The organism is Falsiroseomonas frigidaquae, from assembly GCF_012163145.1.
GTDB classification, from domain to species: Bacteria; Pseudomonadota; Alphaproteobacteria; order Acetobacterales; family Acetobacteraceae; genus Falsiroseomonas; species Falsiroseomonas frigidaquae.
In genome coordinates this window covers 353,214-370,140 of sequence record NZ_JAAVTX010000003.1, presented here as the reverse complement: position 1 = coordinate 370,140, position 16,927 = coordinate 353,214, and the positions used below count along the sequence as shown (strand labels likewise).

Genomic DNA, 16,927 nt, shown 5'->3' with positions numbered 1-16,927 from the left:
GCATTCGTCCCAGCCACTGGCATGGCGGCCCCGTGTCCGGCAGCCATGCCCGTGGCTGGGGAGCTTTCCTCGGGCTTCGGGCCCCGCCATGGCCGGATGCATTCGGGGATCGACTTGCGGGCCCCGGAAGGCACGACGGTGATCGCGGCCGGGCGAGGGGTTGTGCTTTTCGCCGGGCGCTACTTCGACTACGGCCTGATGGTCGAGATTGAACATCCGGACGGCTCACGCGCGCGTTACGCCCATCTTGCCCGCTTCGCGCCAGGCATCCGCGCTGGAACGCTTGTGAACGCGGCAGTGGAGATCGGCGTCGTTGGACGCACCGGACGCACCACCGGGGCCAACCTGCATGTCGAACTCCGCCGCGGGGGCAGGCCCGAGAACCCCTGGCCCTGGCTGACGCGAACCGCATGCGTGCCTTTGACCGAGGTCGCGGAAGCTCCGACAGCGCAATGAAATCTCTCGCGATCTACCTCGCGGCTGCCGCGGCCGAGATCGCCGGCTGTTATGCGATCTGGACCAGGTGGCGGCTCGGCGGGTCTATTGGCTGGGCTGCTGCTGGCGTCGTATCGCTTGCCCTGTTCGGCTGGCTGCTGTCGCTGACGGATGTGGAGAGCGCCGGCCGGGCCTTCGCGGTCTATGGCGGCATCTACATCGCGGCTTCGCTGGTCTGGCTGCGGGCGGTGGAGGGCGTTTCGCCCGATCGCTGGGACCTGATCGGTGGCGCCGTCTCCGTCATTGGCGCGCTGATCATCCTCTACGGACCGCGCCAAGCATGAGGCGCATCTGGGCAGAACTGCGCGCGCCTGTCTCGGCGCTGGTGCTGCTCGGGATCATCGCGCGCCTGTTGCTGCCGCTGCCGGCCTTCGCGACGGTGGAGCGTTCGGCCTTCGACGCGCTGCTGCGTTCATCGCTCTGCCTGCCCTCCGGACAACCCGGACCCGCGGAGGAAGAACAGGCTCCGCATGCGGCGCCGGCCGGGCATTGCCCACTGTGCCGTCTGCCGGATGGTGCCTGGGCGCTGCCGCCGGCCGACGTCGTTCTGCATCAGCCCGCTTGGGTGAACCTCGAACAGGCTCGTCCGCCTGGCCGTCGGCTCGTTTTCTCGCCGCCAGCGCGTGGCCCGCCGCCAGCGCGTGCACCGCCCACACCTCCGAATATCGGCTGATCGTCATCGCCGGCGTCGTGCGCCGGCTGCTTTCCATTCCGATTCGGAGTTCTCCTTCATGCGTCGCACTTTCCTGCGCGCGGCCCTCATGGCCGGCGCGACCCTCACTGCCTCTGCTCTGCCATCCGGGTCTGCCACCGCGCATGATTTCCGCGCCGGCGACCTGCAGATCGGCCATCCCTGGACGCGCGCGGTCACGGCCAGCGCCCCGACCGCGGCGGGTTACATGACCATCCGCAACACCGGCAGCGTCGCCGATCGGCTTGTTGGAGCCGAGATGTCGCGGGTGAACAAGGTCGAGCAGCACGAGATGACCTTGACTGACGGCATCATGCGCATGCGCCCAATCCCTGGCGGGATCGCCATTCCGCCCGGGCAAGAGGTCCGCCTCGCACCTGGCAGCCAGCACCTGATGCTGGTCGGCCCGCAGGGCGGCTTCACCCAGGGTGCGCGCATCCCACTCACGCTGGTGTTCGAGCGGGCCGGGCGCGTCGAAGTCGAACTTGCGGTCGAAGCAGCCGGCGCGCGCGGCTCCGGCCACGACGGGCATTGAGGCCGTGCGATGAAGCTCTTGCGCCTGATGCGTTGGCTCGCCTGGGGTGCCGTCGCTGTCGTGGGTTTCGCTCTCCTGGCGACCACCGGCGGCTGGCTGGTGACCGATGGGCCCTTGGCTCCCGAACGTGTCGCAACCGGCCCGTCGAGTGAACCGCGCCGGGTTTGCCGGAGGCTCCAACCGTTGAGAGGATGGAGCGATGACGGCAAGGAAGACGGCGGCGAACTACTCGCCTGAGGTTCGGGAGCGGGCGGTGCGGCTTGTGCTGGACGGCGCCGGGGAGCACGGCTCGCAGTGGGCGGCGATCGGTTCGATCGCGGCGAAGATCGGCTGCACGGCGGAGACGCTGCGGCGCTGGGTGCGGCAGGCAGAGCGCGATCGCGGCAAGCGAGCGGGCCCCACGAGCGAGGAGCGGGATCGGATCAAGGCGCTGGAGCGGGAGGTCCGCGAGCTGCGCCAGGCCAATGAGATCCTGCGCAAGGCGTCGGCGTATTTTGCCCTGGCGGAGCTCGACCGCCGGTCGAAGCCATGATCGCGTTCATCGACGATCATCGGGGTGAGTATGGGGTCGAGCCGATCTGCCGTGTCCTGCCGATCGCCCCGTCCACCTACCACGCCCGCGTTGCGCAGCGCGCCGATCCCACCCAAGGCTCGACCAGGTCGCAGCGAGACGGGATGCTGCGGGCGGAGGTGCGGCGCGTCCACGCCGAGAACTTCGGCGTCTACGGCGTGCGGAAGGTCTGGCGCCAACTCGGTCGCGAGGGGACGCCGGTCGCCCGCTGCACCGTGGCACGTCTGATGCGGCAGTTGGGCTTGCGCGGCGTGGTGCGCGGGAAGGAGACAAGGACGACAGTGCCGGACAGGGGCGCCCCGTGCCCGGCCGACCGGGTGAACCGGCAGTTCCTCGCGCCGCGTCCGAACCTGCTCTGGGTGTCCGACTTCACCTACGTCGCGACCTGGCAGGGCTTTGTCTACGTCGCCTTCGTCATCGACACCTTCGCCCGAAGGATCGTCGGCTGGCGGGTGTCGCGGACGGCCCATGCGGGGTTTGTCCTCGATGCTCTTGAGCAGGCGCTGCACGACCGGCGGCCTGTCCAGGGCACGGGGCTGGTCCATCACAGCGACCGCGGCGTGCAATACGTGTCGATCCGCTACACCGAGCGCCTGGCCGAGGCCGGGATCGAGCCGTCGGTCGGCAGCGTCGGCGACAGCTACGACAACGCGCTGGCCGAGAGCGTCATCGGCCTGTTCAAGACCGAGGTCATCCGGCGCCGCGGGCCGTGGCGTAGCCTCGAGGTCGTCGAGTTCGCCACTCTCGAATGGGTGGACTGGTTCAACAACCGCCGCCTCCTCGAGCCGATCGGCAACATCCCGCCCGCCGAAGCGGAGGCGCGCTACTATGCCGCCCAGGAAGCCACACCCCTGGCGGCCTGACTCACACCAAACAGCCTCCGGCAAACCCGGCGCGGTTCAGAGCCTTGCGATCGGCGGGCCATTCCGACTGACTGACCACCGCGGCCGGCCCGTGACCGAGCAGGATTTCCGCGGACGGCCTGTGGCGATCTTCTTCGGCTTCACGTCGTGTCCCGATGTCTGCCCGACCACCCTCAATGAGATGACGAGCTTCATCGAGGCCATGGGTGCGGATGCGGATCGGATCCAGTGGCTGTTCGTGAGTGTGGACAGCGAGCGCGACACACCGCAGGCGATGGCCAACTACCTCGAAGCCTTCGATCGGCGGATCACGGGCCTGTCTGGCACCGAGCCGCAGATTGCGGAGGCTGCGCGAAGCTTTCGCGTCTATTACCAGCGCGTTCCGCTGGAGGGCGGTGGCTACACGATGGACCACTCGGCGAGCATCTTCCTGCTGGATGCCGAGGGGCGCTTCGCCGGGACGGTCGACTACAAGGAGAGCGAGCGGGTCGCGTTGGAGAAACTGCGGCTGCTGGTGGGTCAGAATTGACGACGAGGGAGGGCACACTGAGCCTCTCGCTTGACTTGACGACTCCCACCGCCAAGTCGCCTTCAGCAACGGGGTCACGATGAGTGTCTGTCCGCAGACATCTTGATTCCTTTGAGTCACCTGTGATTCGCTCGGCTGGAGCGATTTGCGGAGGCGTTGCGGATGTGGACGACGGAGAACCGGTCCCGGTATGACCGGCGCGGGTTGCGCTACCCGAGTGACATGACCGATGCGGATTGGGCGCTGATCGCTGGGATGATCCCGCCGGCGAAGCGCGGCGGCAACGCGCGGACGGTGAACCTGCGCGAGGTGGTCAACGGTCTGCTCTACGTGCTCGGCACCGGCTGCCGGTCGCGTGCGATCCCGAAGGACCTGCCGCCGCGCAGAATGCTGCATGGGGCAAGAAGCGCCACGTCCTTGTCGACATGCTCGGTCTGATGCTGCACGCGGTGGTGCACAGCGCTGGTCTGCAAGACCGTGACGGCGGCGTGTTGGTGATGGCGACCTTGTTCAGGATGTTCCCTTTCCTGCGCAAGCTCTCCGCCGATGCCGGCTACCAGGGGCCGAAGTTCCAAGCCGCACTGAAGCGCGTGTTGCGCCAGGTGCAGATCCAGATCGTCAGGTGCTCCGACACAGCGCAGGGATTCGAGGTGCTGCCCCGGCGATGGGTCGTCGAACGCACCATCGCATGGCTCAATCGATGGCGCCGCCTCGCCAAGGACTGGGGGAACCTCAGCCGCACCGCGCTCGCATTCCTCCGCCTCGCATCCATTCGCCTCATGATGCAAAGGCTCTGCCAACCTTGAAAATGTTCGCGGACCGACTCTGAGACGTCACCATAGAGATGTCACGCGGATCAGCCGTGCCGCATCGCTAAACCAAGAATGACAGTTGGGCGTCAGAGATACTTGGTGAGCGCCTTGAGATCATCGATGGGCCCGCGATTGGCGCGCGGGATCGCGCCGACCATATGGTCCAAGCAATGGTCGAGATGGTCATGGATGAGGGTGCGCTTGGCGTTCGCAATCGCCGCTTCGACGGCGTGGAGCTGCTGCGCAATGTCCAGGCATGCCCGGCCCGCCTCGATCATCTCTACCACGCTGCGTAGATGACCCTCGGCCCGCTTCAGGCGCTTGGCGATCTCCGGGTGGGAGCCGTGGACATGGCGATCATTCATGAGTCTGTCCTATCCTCCTGGTAGGGATACCGTCAATCTGCAATCTGTCGCCGCGATGGCCGATTGGAGCAGCATCGCGGCATGAGGGCGTTTCGACCCATACTCAGGCTGCTGCTCGTGGCGCTGCTGATCAGCACCTTCGCGCCGCCCCTCGCCGCGGTGTCGACGCACATTGCCGGTGACCATGTCCACGCCACCGACGATCCGGGTCTGCCCGGGTCCCACGATGCTGCCGATCATGCGATCACAGACCATGTGCATGAGGCGGTGACCGTGCGCCTGACCTCCTTGGCACCGCGCTGGATGGCGCGTGCCCGGCTCGGAATACTGGGTCAGGACAACTTTGCGCCGGCGCCACGCAGCAGGATGGAACGGCAACCCCGCGGGCTGGACTGAGCAACCCTTGCCGTCGTCTTCGGACGGTTTCTTCCTTATCTCACCTGAGCGGTCTCATCTCATGATTTCCACCGTCGCGGGCGCCACGCGCCTTTCGCGAATTCCATGGCTATGCGTCCTGGTCCTCGGCCTCACCCTGCTCGGCGCCACCGCCGAGGCGCTCGCCCATGCCGTCGCCGAGGGCGACAAGGGCTACATCCAGGAGATCACCGGGGTTAACCTGCTGCCGTTCGTCTACCTGGGCGCCAAGCAGATGATGACGGGCTACGACCACATCCTGTTCCTGTTCGGTGTGATCTTCTTCCTCTATCGGCTGCAGCATATCGCCCTCTATGTGAGCCTGTTCTCGCGCCGGCCGGAGCTGCTGGAGCGGGGCAAGGCTTATTTCCTGCGGCGCGGCGCCAGCAGCATCCTGATCGCGCGTTTCGTCCCGGTGATGCGTTCCACCGTGCCGATTGCCGCCTGGATGCTCGGCATGGGGGCCGGGCGGTTCTATGCCGCCAACATTGCCTCCGCGCTGGTCTGGGCGCCAGCGCATGTCCTGCCGGGCGTGCTGGCGGCCACGGCTTTCGCGGGTGCCGGCGCCATCAGCCTGCGGCTGGGGCTGGCGATCGCCTTGCTTCTGGCCCTGCTACTGGCGACGCTGAAGGGGCTGCGGGCAGCGGCCCTGTTCGGACATCGCTGGGTCGGGCAAGGCCGCGCCGCGCTCGCCGCCTGGGCGGCGCCGCGGCGCGATCTCGCGGGCCGCCTCGGGCGCCTCGCGGCCGCGCCGGAGCATGCGGGGCTTCGTGGCAGCGCCCTGCTGATCGCGCTGGCCGCCTTCTGCCTGCTGGCCTTCCTGGCGCTGCTGGAAGGCGTGGTCGGGCGCGAGGCGATCGTCCGTGTCGATGCCGCGGTGCTGACGCTGGTCGGATCGCTGCACACCCAATGGACCGATCCTGTGATGCTGGCCGCAACGCGGCTTGGCGACACCGCGATGAACCTGGTGGTCAGCGGCGCGATGATCGGCTGGCTGCTGGTCCGGCGCCAGTTCCGGCTGGGCGCCGGGGTACTGGTCGCCATAGCCGCGACGGCGGCGCTGATGACCGCGATCAAGCTCGGCGTCCATGCCGGACGCCCGCCGTTGGTGACCCCGATTGCTCCCGGCTTCTCTTTCCCCAGCGGCCACAGCACGATGGCGGTGGTGACACTGGGGCTGCTCGCCTGGCTCGTCGCCGGCGGGCCAGGGGGGCGGTGGCGCCGGCTGGCGCTGGCCCCGATCCTGGCGCTGATCGTCCTGATCCCGTTCTCGCGCGTATATCTGGCCGCGCATTGGCCGTCCGATGTCGTGGGCGGGATGCTGCTGGGTGCGGCCGTGGTGGCGGGCTTCGCGCTCGTGTTCCGCGATCTTCGGCACGAGGCCGTGGCGCCCTTGGCGATGGCGGCCGTGGTGGGGGTGCTGCTGTTCGGCGTTGGCGGCGCGCGGATCGCCACGCATATCGGCCCTGACATGGCCGTGCTGCGCGGCAATGAATTGCGGCCGAGCCTGCTGGCCGAGCCCTGGCTGGCGGGCGGTTGGCGAAGCCTGCCCGCCCATCGCAGCGACCTCGGCGGCGAGGACGAGGAACCCATCCTCCTGCAATGGCAGGGCTCGGCCGCCGCCCTCGCGGCGGCGCTCGCGGCTGATCGCTGGCAGAGCCTGCCGGGCTGGTCGGCGTCGGCGCTCGGCCGCATGATTGCCCCCGGCACGCCGGCCATGGACCTGCCGGCCATGCCGGTGATGGACCGCGGCAGGATTCCGGCGCTGACCCTGGCCCGGCCAGCCGGGTCTCCTGACCAGCGGCTTGTCCTGCGGGCATGGTCATCCGGCTGGCAGGATCCGGAGCGACCAGACCAGGCGCTGCTGATCGCGTCGGTGATGTCGGAGACTTTGGCCCCGATCGCGGGCGTGTTGTCCTTGCCCCGGCCAAGCGCGCAGGGCGATCGCACTGCAATCGGTGGCCTGGCCGCGGCCGTGCAGACGGACCGCGGCCTGGCGCCACGCGACGGCGGCTGCGGAGGCGTGCTGCGCCTCGGCCAGGCCGCGCCATGATGGCCCGGGCATGGCAGGCACTGCGCGCCTGGGCGCGAGACCTCAAGCGCGAGGTTCTGGCGCTTTACCTCGCCGCTCGCGACAAGCGAACGCCCTGGCTGGCGCGGGTGCTGGCCCTGATGGTCGCGGCCTATGCCCTCTCGCCGATCGACCTGATCCCGGATTTCATCCCGGTGCTGGGCTATCTCGACGACATCATCCTGGTGCCGCTCGGTATCTGGCTCGTGCTGCGGCTGATCCCCGACGAGCTGATCGCGGAGCATCGTGCCGCAGCCATGGCCATGGCGCGGCGCCCGGTTAGCAGGATTGCTGCGGCAGTTATCGCCATTGTCTGGATCGGTACAGCGGCGCTGCTGGTTTGGGCAGTCATAGCCTGATGTGGCGCGATGTTCTCCGAAACCTGGGTTCCTCATCGTCCCTTGACCTTCGCATGGGGGCAATCGCCATTTTCTCCGAGCCGACCTGGGACTGATGTCCAAGATGGTGCGGATAGGGCTCGCTAGCTGGATTTGCAGGGTATGCGCGACGCGCTTCCGCGGCGGTCGCAGCCCTGTATGCCGGGGATTGAGTCGCGCGGCCCAGTACGACGACAGATGGCGCGCCGAAGCGCAAGGCCGCCGAAGGCCGCTTCTCTTCGCGCGCCTATCCACGACGCTAGCATTCGTCGATTGCGAGCTCGCCGTTCCAGCGCTCCTAAATCGTCCCAGCCTGCTTCGGCATCTCCGCCGCGGCACCACCACGGGGACCGCATGTCGCTGCATCTACTCAAGGCCGAGACGACCGCGCGTGGCGCGCGCATGCTGCGTACGGCCTTCGGTCCCGGCATCGCGGCATGGCTCGAGGACCCGGCCGTCGTTGAGGTCATGCTCAACCCCGACGGCCGGCTGTGGATCGACCGACTCGCGGAAGGCCTCGCCGACACGGGCCAGCGGCTCGCCTTCGCCGATGGCGAGCGCATCATCCGCCTCGTGGCCCACCATGTCGGGGCGGAGGTGCATGCGGACCGCCCCTGCGTCTCGGCGGAGCTGCCCGAGACGGGTGAGCGCTTCGAGGGACTGCTGCCCCCGGTCGTCGCGGCCCCGGCCTTCGTGATCCGCAAGCCCGCCGTCGCCGTGTTCACGCTGGAGGACTACGCCGCCTCCGGCATCATGACGGCCACGCAGGCGGCCGCGCTACGCTGTGCGATCGCAGAACGCAGCAACATTCTAGTGGCTGGTGGTACCTCGACCGGCAAAACAACGCTGACCAACGCCCTGCTCGCCGAGGTGGCGCGCGAGGGCGGCCGTGTCGTGCTGATCGAGGACACGCGCGAGCTCCAGTGCCGCGCGCCGAACCTGGTCGCGCTGCGTACCAAGGATGGCGTCGTCTCGCTCTCAGAACTCGTCCGGCGCGCGCTCCGCCTGCGCCCCGACCGTATCCCCATCGGCGAGGTCCGAGGCGCCGAAGCGCTCGACCTCCTAAAGGCCTGGGGCACAGGCCACCCCGGCGGCATCGGCACCATCCACGCGGGCTCTGCTCTGGGCGCACTGCGTCGTCTTGAACAACTGATCCAGGAAGCCGTCGTCACCGTTCCGCGCGCTTTGATCGCCGAGACGATCGACGTCATCGCCGTGCTCGCCGGCCGCGGCGTGGACCGCCGCCTCGTTGAACTCGCCCAGGTCCGTGGCCTGACCTCAACCGGCGACTACGACCTCACCCCATCAGGAGATACCCCATGACATCCACGCTGCGCACGCGCCTCGCCGGCGCGGCCGCCTTTGCGCTCTGCCTCGCGCTTGCCGCGCCCGCCCAAGCCGCAGGCTCCAACATGCCCTGGGAGCAGCCGCTGCAGCAGGTGCTGGAATCCATCGAGGGGCCGGTCGCCAAAATCATCGCGGTGATCATCATCATTGTCACCGGCCTGACGCTGGCCTTTGGCGATACCTCCGGCGGCTTCCGGCGTTTGGTGCAGATCGTCTTCGGGATCTCCATTGCCTTCGCGGCATCGAGCTTCTTCCTGTCCTTCTTCCAGTTCGGCGGCGGAGCGCTGATCTGATGGCCGCGCCGGCCGATCCCGTCCCGGGCTTTTCGGCGCCGGTGCACCGCGCGCTGATCGAGCCGATCCTGCTCGCCGGTGCGCCGCGCGTAGTCGCGATTGCCAACGGCACGATCGCCGCGGCGATCGGCCTCGGGCTGCGCCTCTGGGTCGCCGGCTTATTGATCGGGCTGGCTGGCCATCTCGCCGCTGTCTGGGCGGCTCGACGCGATGCGCAGTTCGTCGAGGTGGTGCGCCGGCACCTGCGTTACCCCGCCTGGCTGCGCGCGTGAGGCGGCGATGCTGAACCTCGCAGAGTACCGCACGAAGCCCCAGATGCTCGCGGATTTCCTCCCCTGGGCCGCCCTGGTCGCACCCGGCGTTGTGCTGAACAAGGACGGCTCCTTCCAGCGCAGCGCGCGCTTCCGCGGCCCGGATCTGGACAGCGCCACGCCCGCCGAACTCGCCGCGACCGCTGCGCGGCTGAACGGCGCGCTACGCCGCCTCGGCTCGGGCTGGGCAGTCTTCGCGGAGGCCCAGCGGGTGCCGGCGCGCGGCTACCCCGCCAGCACCTTCCCCGACCCTGTCTCCGCCTTGGTCGACGCCGAACGCCGCGCCCAGTTCGAGGAGGCTGGCGCGCATTTCGAGAGCCGCTACCTTCTCACCTTCGCCTGGCTGCCCCCGGCCGACGAGGCCGCCCGCGCCGAAAGCTGGCTCTACGAGGGCGCAGAGGGCGCCGACGCCGCCACTGGCCGCGAGGCGCTACGCGGCTTTATCGACCGAACCACCCGCGTGCTCGACCAAATCGAGGCCTTCGTGCCGGAGGCGCGCTGGCTCGACGATGGCGAAACCCTGACCTTCCTGCACTCGACCGTCTCAACACGCCACCACCTGGTGCGCGTCCCCGAGACGCCGATGCACCTCGACGCTCTATTGGCTGAGCAGCCGCTAGTGGGTGGCCTCGCGCCCCGGCTCGGCGACGCGCATCTTCGCGTACTCACCGTCATCGGCTTCCCGAGCGCCACCTTCCCCGGGATCCTCGACGAACTGAACGCGCTCGCCTTCGAGTATCGCTGGTGCACCCGCGCCATCTGCCTCGATCGAACGGATGCCCAAAAGCTGTTGACGCGCATCCGCCGGCAGTGGTTTGCCAAGCGCAAGTCGATCGCGGCCATCCTCAAGGAGGTGATGACCAACGAGCAAAGCGTCCTGCTCGACAGCGACGCCGCCAACAAGGCCGCCGATGCCGACGAGGCGCTGCAGGAGCTCGGCCAGGACATCGCCGGCTGGGCCTATGTCACAGCGACCGTGATGGTCTGGGACGAGGACGCCCGCGCGGCGGACGACAAGCTCCGCCTGGTCGAGAAGGTCATCCAATCCCGCGACTTCACCGTCATCCGCGAGCGGGTGAACGCTGTCGAGGCCTGGCTCGGCAGCCTGCCGGGGCACCTCTACGCCAATGTCCGGCAGCCGCCGATCTCGACGCTGAACCTTGCCCATATCGTACCGATCTCGGCAGTCTGGGCCGGGCCGGAGCGGAACGAGCATCTCGGTGGCCCGCCGCTCTTCCATGCGCGGACGGAGGGCGCGACGCCCTTCCGCTTCTCGCTGCATGTCGGGGATGTCGGGCACACGCTGCTCATCGGCCCGACCGGCGCGGGCAAGTCGGTGCTGTTGGCGCTCATGGCGCTGCAGTTCCGCCGCTACGCGGGCGCGCAGGTCTTCGCCTTCGATTTCGGGGGCTCGATCCGCGCCGCCGCAATCGCCATGGGCGGGGACTGGCATGACCTCGGCGGCGCGCTGGCAGGCGACATGGCCGAGCCGGTCGCGCTCCAGCCCCTGGCCCGCATCGACGCGCCGGAGGAACGCGCATGGGCCGCCGAATGGATCGCGGGCCTCCTCGCCCGCGAGGGCGTCGCGATCGATCCGGCGGTGAAGGACCACCTCTGGTCCGCGCTCACCAGCCTTGCTTCGGCGCCGATCCACGAGCGCACTCTGACCGGCCTTGCAGTGCTGCTCCAGTCTCAGGCGCTCAAGCGCGCCCTCGAGCCCTACACCCTCGCCGGACCCTGGGGGCGACTTCTGGACGCCGAGGCGGAGCGGCTGGGCCAGGCGGAGGTGCAGGCCTTCGAGACCGAGGGGCTGATCGGTACCGCCGCCGCCCCTGCGGTGCTGGCCTATCTCTTCCACGCCATCGGCCGGCGCCTGGACGGCCGGCCGACACTCATCATCGTGGACGAGGGCTGGCTTGCGTTGGATGATGCCACCTTCGGCGCGCAGCTGCGCGAGTGGCTCAAGACGCTCCGCAAGAAAAACGCCTCAGTGGTCTTCGCGACCCAGTCGCTGGCCGACGTGGACGGCTCGGCTATCGCGCCCGCCATCATCGAGAGCTGCCCGACGCGCGTCTTCCTGCCGAACGAGCGCGCGCTGGAGCCGCAAATCGCGGCGATGTACGCGCGCTTCGGGCTGAATGACCGACAGATGGAGATCCTCGCCCGCGCCACGCCCAAGCGCGACTACTACTGCCAGTCGCGCCGCGGCAACCGGCTGTTCGAGCTGGGGCTGTCGGAGGTCGCGCTCGCCTTCTGCGCGGCCTCCTCCAAGACCGACCAGTCCGCCATCGCCGAAACCCTCGCCGCCCATGGCCACGCTGGCTTCGCCTGCGCCTGGCTGCTGCGCCACGGCCTGGAATGGGCTGCCGAACTGCTGCCCGACCCTGTGGAGGATTCTGCCCCATGATCCGCCGCCCAGTTCACGCCGCGCTGCTCGGCGCGGCCCTGCTAGGCCTCCCTCTTCCCGTCGCGGTCACACCCGCCATGGCGCAGAGGACGGTCTTCGACCCGTGGAACTACGCCCAGAACATCCTCTCCGCCGCCCGCGCACTCGACCAGATCAACAATCAGATCAGCTCGCTCCAGAATGAGGCGCAGATGCTGGTCAACCAGTCGCGCAACCTCACGAGCCTGCCCTATTCGTCGCTGACGCGGCTGCAGCAGTCCTTCGCGCGGACGGAAATGCTGATCGCCCGCGCTCAGCGCCTTGCCTACGACGTCACGGACATCGAGCGCGCTTTCGCGCAGGGCTACGGCAGCGCCGCCTCGCTCGGCTCCAGCCAGCAGATGTACGCCAATGCCCGCGAGCGCTGGCAGACCTCGGTCGCCGGCTTCCAGGACGCGCTGATGACCCAGGCAACCGTGATGGGCAACCTAACCGGCACGCGCGCCGAGGCCGAGACGCTGATGGGCCAGAGCCAGGGCGCGACTGGTGCGCTTCAGGCGGCGCAGGCGGGCAATCAGCTTCTCGCTCTCCAGTCGCAACAGATCGCAGACCTCACGGCCCTCGTCGCCGCCCAGGGCCGCGCAGAAGCCCTGGAAGCCGCTCGCGCCGCCAGCGGCGAGGAGCAGGCGCACGAGCAGATGGAGCGCTTCCTGGCACCCGGAGTCGGCTATCAGCCCGGCTCCGCCCGCATGTTCCATGGTCCCTGAGAGCGTATCGTGGCGCCACATCCCTGCCGCCCCCGGGACGTGCCATGAACGGCACCGGCGTCATCGACCGCTTCCTCGACGTCTTCACCCGCTACATCGACAGCGGCTTCGGGTTGCTTGGCGGCGAGGTCGCCTTCCTCGCCGCGACGCTCATCGTCATCGACGTCACCCTCGCAGCCCTCTTCTGGGCCTGGGGAGCCGACGACGACATCATCGCGCGCCTGATCAAGAAGACCCTGTTCGTGGGGATCTTCGCTTGGATCATCGGTAACTGGAATTTCCTGGCCCAAGTCATCTTTGACAGCTTCGCCGGCCTCGGCTTGGTCGCCTCGGGCTCCACCATCACCGCCCAGCAGCTGCTTCAGCCCGGCCGCGTCGCGCAGGTCGGCCTTGATGCCGGGCGGCCGCTGCTCCAGGCGATCTCCGGCCTGATGGGCTACATCTCCTTCTTTCAGAACTTCGTCCAGATCGCGATCCTGATGTTCGCCTGGGCGGTTGTGCTGCTGTCCTTCTTCATCCTGGCGATCCAGCTCTTTGTGATGCTGATCGAGTTCAAGCTGACGACGCTGGCGGGCTTCGTGCTGGTGCCCTTCGGGCTGTTCGGCAAGACGGCCTTCCTCGCCGAACGCGTGCTCGGCAACGTCGTCTCCTCCGGCGTGAAGGTGCTGGTGCTGGCCGTCATCGTCGGCATCGGCTCGACGCTCTTCACCCAGTTCACCGCGGGGTTCGGCGCCAATCAGCCGACCATCGACGAGGCGATGTCCATCGTCCTCGCCGCGCTGGCGCTGCTGGCACTCGGGATCTTTGGGCCGGGCATCGCCAATGGGCTGATCTCCGGCGGGCCGCAGCTTGGGGCGGGCGCGGCGGTCGGCGCGGGACTCGCGGCGGGCGGGGCCATGGTCGCCGGTGCCGCTGCCGTGCGCACGGGCGCCGCCGCGGTCGGGGGAGCAGGATCGGCCATCGGAGCCGGCGCGCGCGGCTCGGCCTACGCGCTCGGCGCCGCGAGCACCGCCTACCGCGATGGTGGCGCATCCGGTGTGACGATGGCCGCGGGCTCCGCCGCCATGAGCCCGCTGCGCGCCGCCGCGGACAGCCTTCGCGCCAGCCACGCGGCCGGCAGCGCGGCCATGTCCGGCGGCACATCGGCTCCGGTGGACCCGCCGTCGTCCTCCGGTGCCCCGGCCTGGGCCCGCCGCATGCGGCGCGGCCAGGCGCTCAGCCACGGTGTCACGACCCTCGGCCACGCCATCCGCTCGGGTGACGGCGGCGGCGCCGGCACTTCCATCCGCCTCTCGGAGGATCGCTGATGTTCCGTCGCCCGTCCGTCCGCTACGGCCGCACCCCCGAGCCCGAGACGCCCTACCAGCGCGCCGCCCAGGCCTGGGATGAGCGCATCGGCTCCGCTCGCGTCCAGGCGCGCAACTGGCGCCTCATGGCGCTGGGTGAACTTGCCCTGATCGCCGGCTTGGCGGCCGCCCTGGTCTGGCAGTCCGCCCGGGGCACCATCGTGCCCTGGGTCGTGCAGGTGGACCGGCTCGGCGAGGCGCAGGCGGTCGCCCCCGCCGTCGCGAGTTTCCGGCCGACCGACCCGCAGATCGCCTGGCACCTTGCGCGCTTCATCGAACAGGTGCGCGGCATCGCCGCCGACCCGATCATCGTCCGCCAAAACTGGTTGCGCGCCTATGACTTCGCGACCGACCGCGGCGCGCTGGCGCTGAACGACTTCGCCCGCGTCAGCGACCCCTTTGGCCGTGTCGGGCGTGAGCAGGTCGCAATCGAGGTCTCCAGCGTCATCCGCGCCTCCGACGACAGCTTTCGCGTCGCCTGGATCGAACGGACCTACGAGAACGGGCAGCTCTCTCGTACCGAGCGCTGGACCGCGATCCTGACCATTGTCGTGCAGCCCGCACGCGATGCCGAGCGGCTGCGCAGGAACCCTCTCGGCATCTTCGTCCACGCCATCAACTGGTCACGGGAGCTCGGGCAATGAGGCAGGCACATATCATCCTGGCGCTGCTTCTCCTTGGCGCCTGCGCCTTCCGCCCGCCCGAGATCAGCTACGATGACGAGCCAATCCAGGCGACGCAGATACCGGAGCCGCCGCGATCGGTTGAGATCGTCGAGGTGCCAACGCCGCTACCGCTGCCAGGGCAGCTTCAGCGGCTCCCGCCCTCAAGGCGCACAGCCGAGCCGCCCGATCCCACCGTCCGAGTCAACCAGGCCAACGCCGCGGCCCGGGTACAGCCGCTCCGGGCTGGCTTTATCAACGCGGTGCAGGTCTACCCCTTCACGCCCGGCGCGCTCTACCAAGTCTACACAGCGCCCGGCCAGGTCACGGCCATCATGTTGCAGGAGGGCGAGACGCTGGTCGGCAATGGCCCCGTCGCCGCCGGCGACACGGTGCGCTGGATCATTGGCGACACCGAAAGCGGCACGGGTCCTGCGCGCCGCGTGCACATCATCGTCAAGCCAACGCGGCCCGACCTCACCACCAACCTCATCATCAATACCGACCGGCGCACCTACCTGCTGGAGCTGCGCTCCACCGAGCGCACCTTTATGGCCTCGGTCTCCTGGCAGTATCCGCAGGACGCGCTGATCGCTCTGCGCCGGCAGAATGCTGCGGCGCCCGTCGAGCAAGGACTCGATCTCTCGCGGCTGCGCTTCCGCTACGAGGTCGAGGGCGACAGCCCGGCCTGGCGGCCGCTGCGCGCCTTCGACGACGAGCGGCAGGTCTTCATCGAGTTCCCGCGCGGCATCGGCCAGGGCGAGATGCCGCCGCTCTTCGTCATTGGGCCGAAGGGCGAGGGGCAGCTGGTGAACTACCGCGTCCGGCAGAACTTCATGATCGTCGACCGGCTCTTCGCCGCGGCGGAGCTGCGCCTCGGCGACCGCCAGCAGCGCGTACGCATCGTGCGCACCGACGGCCGGGCGCGATGAGCGGGGCGGCACCGGAACGGGGCGGGAGCGAGCGCGACATCGCGGCGGCACTGCGCCTGCGCCCCGATCCGCCCAGGGTTATGCGGCTCTCCCGGCGGGTGTTGATTGGCCTTGGCGTCGCGGCCGGGCTCGGGATCGGCGGGGCGCTGATCGTGGCACTACAGAGCCGCAGCGGCGGCGAGGGCCCGCGCGAGCTCTACAGCACCGACAGGAATCCGGAGGCCGATGGCCTTGCCAACCTGCCGCGCGACTATGCGGGCATTCCGCAGCTGGGGCCGCCGCTGCCAGGCGATCTGGGCCGCCCGATCCTGCGCGCCCAGGAACGCGGTCAGCCGGTCGTGCCGCCGGCGATGCCGACAACCGCCGATCCTGCCGAGCAGCGCCGGCTACAGGAAATCGAAGCAGCGCGCACCAGCCGGCTCTTTGTGCAGGTCGAGGCGCGAGGTGCGCCGCGCGGCGCCGAGCCGGTCGGGCCGCAAGCTGTGGAACCCGGCGCATTGCCCATAGGCCAGGATGCGACCGATCGTCGCACCGCCTTCCTCGGAGGCCAGGCGGATCGGCGCACAACCTCAGCGGACCGCCTTCAGGCACCGGTTAGTCCGTTCGTCATCCAGGCCGGCAGCGTCATCCCCGCGGCGCTGCTCACCGGCCTCCGCTCCGACCTGCCCGGGCAGATCACCGCCCAGGTCACTGCAAACGTCTTCGACAGCCCAACGGGGCGGCATCTGCTCATCCCGCAGGGCGCGCGCCTGATCGGCGCCTACGACAGCCGGATCAGCTTCGGGCAGCGGCGCATCCTGCTGGCCTGGAACCGGCTGATTCTACCCAGCGGCCGCTCCATCGTGCTGGAGCGCATGCCGGGTACCGATGAGGCGGGCTATGCGGGGCTTGAGGACGGCGTCGACCACCATTGGGGACAGCTCTTTTTAGCCGCGGGCCTCGCGACACTGCTCAACCTCGGCCTGGAACTGGGCCAGGACGACGAGAGCGACATCGCCCGCGCCATCCGCGAAAGCGGCCAGGATACCGTCGGCCGCGCCGGCGAGGAGATCGTCCGCCGGCAGCTCTCGGTCCCGCCGACGCTGACCGTACGCCCGGGCTTCCCGGTCCGCGTCATCGTCCACCGCGATCTCGTGCTCGAACCGTATGGAGGCTGACCC

Annotated in this window: 19 protein-coding genes, 1 pseudogene and 1 other annotated feature; of the genes and pseudogenes, 19 read left to right on the top strand and 1 reads right to left on the bottom strand. The window is 69.1% G+C overall.

The genetic code is table 11. The features are described from left to right. Positions 1-45 precede the first annotated feature (45 nt). The 7 genes and pseudogenes from HB662_RS10765 (at position 46) to HB662_RS10735 (ending at position 4,490) form a co-directional block, all read left to right on the top strand. Positions 46-456 (top strand): M23 family metallopeptidase, encoded by a 411-nt coding sequence (locus HB662_RS10765; RefSeq protein ID WP_230411007.1) that lies wholly within the window; start codon positions 46-48, stop codon positions 454-456. Continuing rightward, the gene (locus HB662_RS10760) at positions 453-779 is read left to right on the top strand and encodes a YnfA family protein (RefSeq protein WP_168049723.1); all 327 of its coding nucleotides are present in this window, start codon (positions 453-455) and stop codon (positions 777-779) included. Before HB662_RS10765 ends, HB662_RS10760 begins: the two co-directional genes overlap by 4 nt. Continuing rightward, a complete protein-coding gene (locus HB662_RS10755) occupies positions 776-1,168 on the top strand; it encodes a hypothetical protein (protein WP_168049722.1) in 393 nt (130 codons plus the stop codon). The genes HB662_RS10760 and HB662_RS10755 overlap by 4 nt, the downstream gene beginning before the upstream one ends. Before the next feature lie 58 nt (positions 1,169-1,226). Then, positions 1,227-1,721 carry a copper chaperone PCu(A)C gene (locus HB662_RS10750; RefSeq protein WP_168049721.1) on the top strand — a complete coding sequence of 165 codons (495 nt, stop codon included), beginning with the start codon at positions 1,227-1,229 and terminating at the stop codon, positions 1,719-1,721. A 199-nt stretch (positions 1,722-1,920) separates the two neighbouring features. Further along, a protein-coding gene (locus HB662_RS10745) for an IS3 family transposase (RefSeq protein WP_168049720.1) occupies positions 1,921-3,155 on the top strand; the annotation gives its coding sequence in 2 pieces (ribosomal slippage) (positions 1,921-2,215 and positions 2,215-3,155; 1,236 coding nt in all). After that, positions 2,208-2,324 (top strand) — a sequence feature (AL1L pseudoknot). Its footprint overlaps the gene before it by 117 nt. Continuing rightward, on the top strand, positions 3,121-3,684 hold the full coding sequence (locus tag HB662_RS10740) for an SCO family protein (RefSeq protein WP_245185574.1): 564 nt from the start codon (positions 3,121-3,123) through the stop codon (positions 3,682-3,684). The genes HB662_RS10745 and HB662_RS10740 overlap by 35 nt, the downstream gene beginning before the upstream one ends. A 162-nt stretch (positions 3,685-3,846) precedes the next feature. Beyond that, a pseudogene (locus HB662_RS10735) lies at positions 3,847-4,490 on the top strand (transposase). 92 nt (positions 4,491-4,582) lie between these two features. Here the strand turns inward: HB662_RS10735 and HB662_RS10730 are convergent. Continuing rightward, positions 4,583-4,861 carry a metal-sensing transcriptional repressor gene (locus HB662_RS10730; protein ID WP_168049719.1) on the bottom strand — a complete coding sequence of 93 codons (279 nt, stop codon included), beginning with the start codon at positions 4,859-4,861 and terminating at the stop codon, positions 4,583-4,585. Between the two features lie 117 nt (positions 4,862-4,978). On the opposite strand from HB662_RS10730, the gene HB662_RS10725 reads away from it, so the two are divergent. From HB662_RS10725 to HB662_RS10670, 12 genes are all read left to right on the top strand, one after another. Then, entirely contained in the window at positions 4,979-5,257 is a 279-nt protein-coding gene (locus HB662_RS10725; protein ID WP_168049718.1) for a hypothetical protein, read from the top strand. A gap of 61 nt (positions 5,258-5,318) precedes the next feature. Next, positions 5,319-7,328, top strand: a complete 2,010-nt coding sequence (locus HB662_RS10720) for a bifunctional DedA family/phosphatase PAP2 family protein (RefSeq protein WP_168049717.1) — start codon at positions 5,319-5,321, stop codon at positions 7,326-7,328. Further along, positions 7,325-7,705: a YkvA family protein gene (locus HB662_RS10715; RefSeq protein ID WP_168049716.1), complete on the top strand. Its 381-nt coding sequence runs from the start codon at positions 7,325-7,327 to the stop codon at positions 7,703-7,705. Before HB662_RS10720 ends, HB662_RS10715 begins: the two co-directional genes overlap by 4 nt. A 372-nt stretch (positions 7,706-8,077) precedes the next feature. Continuing rightward, a complete protein-coding gene (gene trbB, locus HB662_RS10710) occupies positions 8,078-9,046 on the top strand; it encodes a P-type conjugative transfer ATPase TrbB (protein ID WP_168049715.1) in 969 nt (322 codons plus the stop codon). Continuing rightward, positions 9,043-9,363: a TrbC/VirB2 family protein gene (locus tag HB662_RS10705; RefSeq protein ID WP_168049714.1), complete on the top strand. Its 321-nt coding sequence runs from the start codon at positions 9,043-9,045 to the stop codon at positions 9,361-9,363. The genes trbB and HB662_RS10705 overlap by 4 nt, the downstream gene beginning before the upstream one ends. Then, positions 9,363-9,635, top strand: coding sequence for a VirB3 family type IV secretion system protein (locus HB662_RS10700; protein WP_168049713.1), 273 nt, complete (start codon positions 9,363-9,365; stop codon positions 9,633-9,635). The genes HB662_RS10705 and HB662_RS10700 overlap by 1 nt, the downstream gene beginning before the upstream one ends. A 7-nt stretch (positions 9,636-9,642) precedes the next feature. Further along, the gene (trbE, locus tag HB662_RS10695; protein WP_168049712.1) at positions 9,643-12,081 is read left to right on the top strand and encodes a conjugal transfer protein TrbE; all 2,439 of its coding nucleotides are present in this window, start codon (positions 9,643-9,645) and stop codon (positions 12,079-12,081) included. Further along, the gene (gene trbJ / locus HB662_RS10690; RefSeq protein WP_168049711.1) at positions 12,078-12,827 is read left to right on the top strand and encodes a P-type conjugative transfer protein TrbJ; all 750 of its coding nucleotides are present in this window, start codon (positions 12,078-12,080) and stop codon (positions 12,825-12,827) included. Before trbE ends, trbJ begins: the two co-directional genes overlap by 4 nt. Before the next feature lie 44 nt (positions 12,828-12,871). Continuing rightward, positions 12,872-14,134: a P-type conjugative transfer protein TrbL gene (gene trbL, locus HB662_RS10685; protein ID WP_168049710.1), complete on the top strand. Its 1,263-nt coding sequence runs from the start codon at positions 12,872-12,874 to the stop codon at positions 14,132-14,134. After that, positions 14,134-14,817 carry a conjugal transfer protein TrbF gene (gene trbF, locus HB662_RS10680; protein WP_168049709.1) on the top strand — a complete coding sequence of 228 codons (684 nt, stop codon included), beginning with the start codon at positions 14,134-14,136 and terminating at the stop codon, positions 14,815-14,817. Before trbL ends, trbF begins: the two co-directional genes overlap by 1 nt. Beyond that, positions 14,814-15,767 carry a P-type conjugative transfer protein TrbG gene (gene trbG / locus HB662_RS10675; RefSeq protein ID WP_168049708.1) on the top strand — a complete coding sequence of 318 codons (954 nt, stop codon included), beginning with the start codon at positions 14,814-14,816 and terminating at the stop codon, positions 15,765-15,767. Before trbF ends, trbG begins: the two co-directional genes overlap by 4 nt. Further along, entirely contained in the window at positions 15,764-16,924 is a 1,161-nt protein-coding gene (locus tag HB662_RS10670) for a TrbI/VirB10 family protein (RefSeq protein WP_168049707.1), read from the top strand. Before trbG ends, HB662_RS10670 begins: the two co-directional genes overlap by 4 nt. Positions 16,925-16,927: the final 3 nt, after the last annotated feature.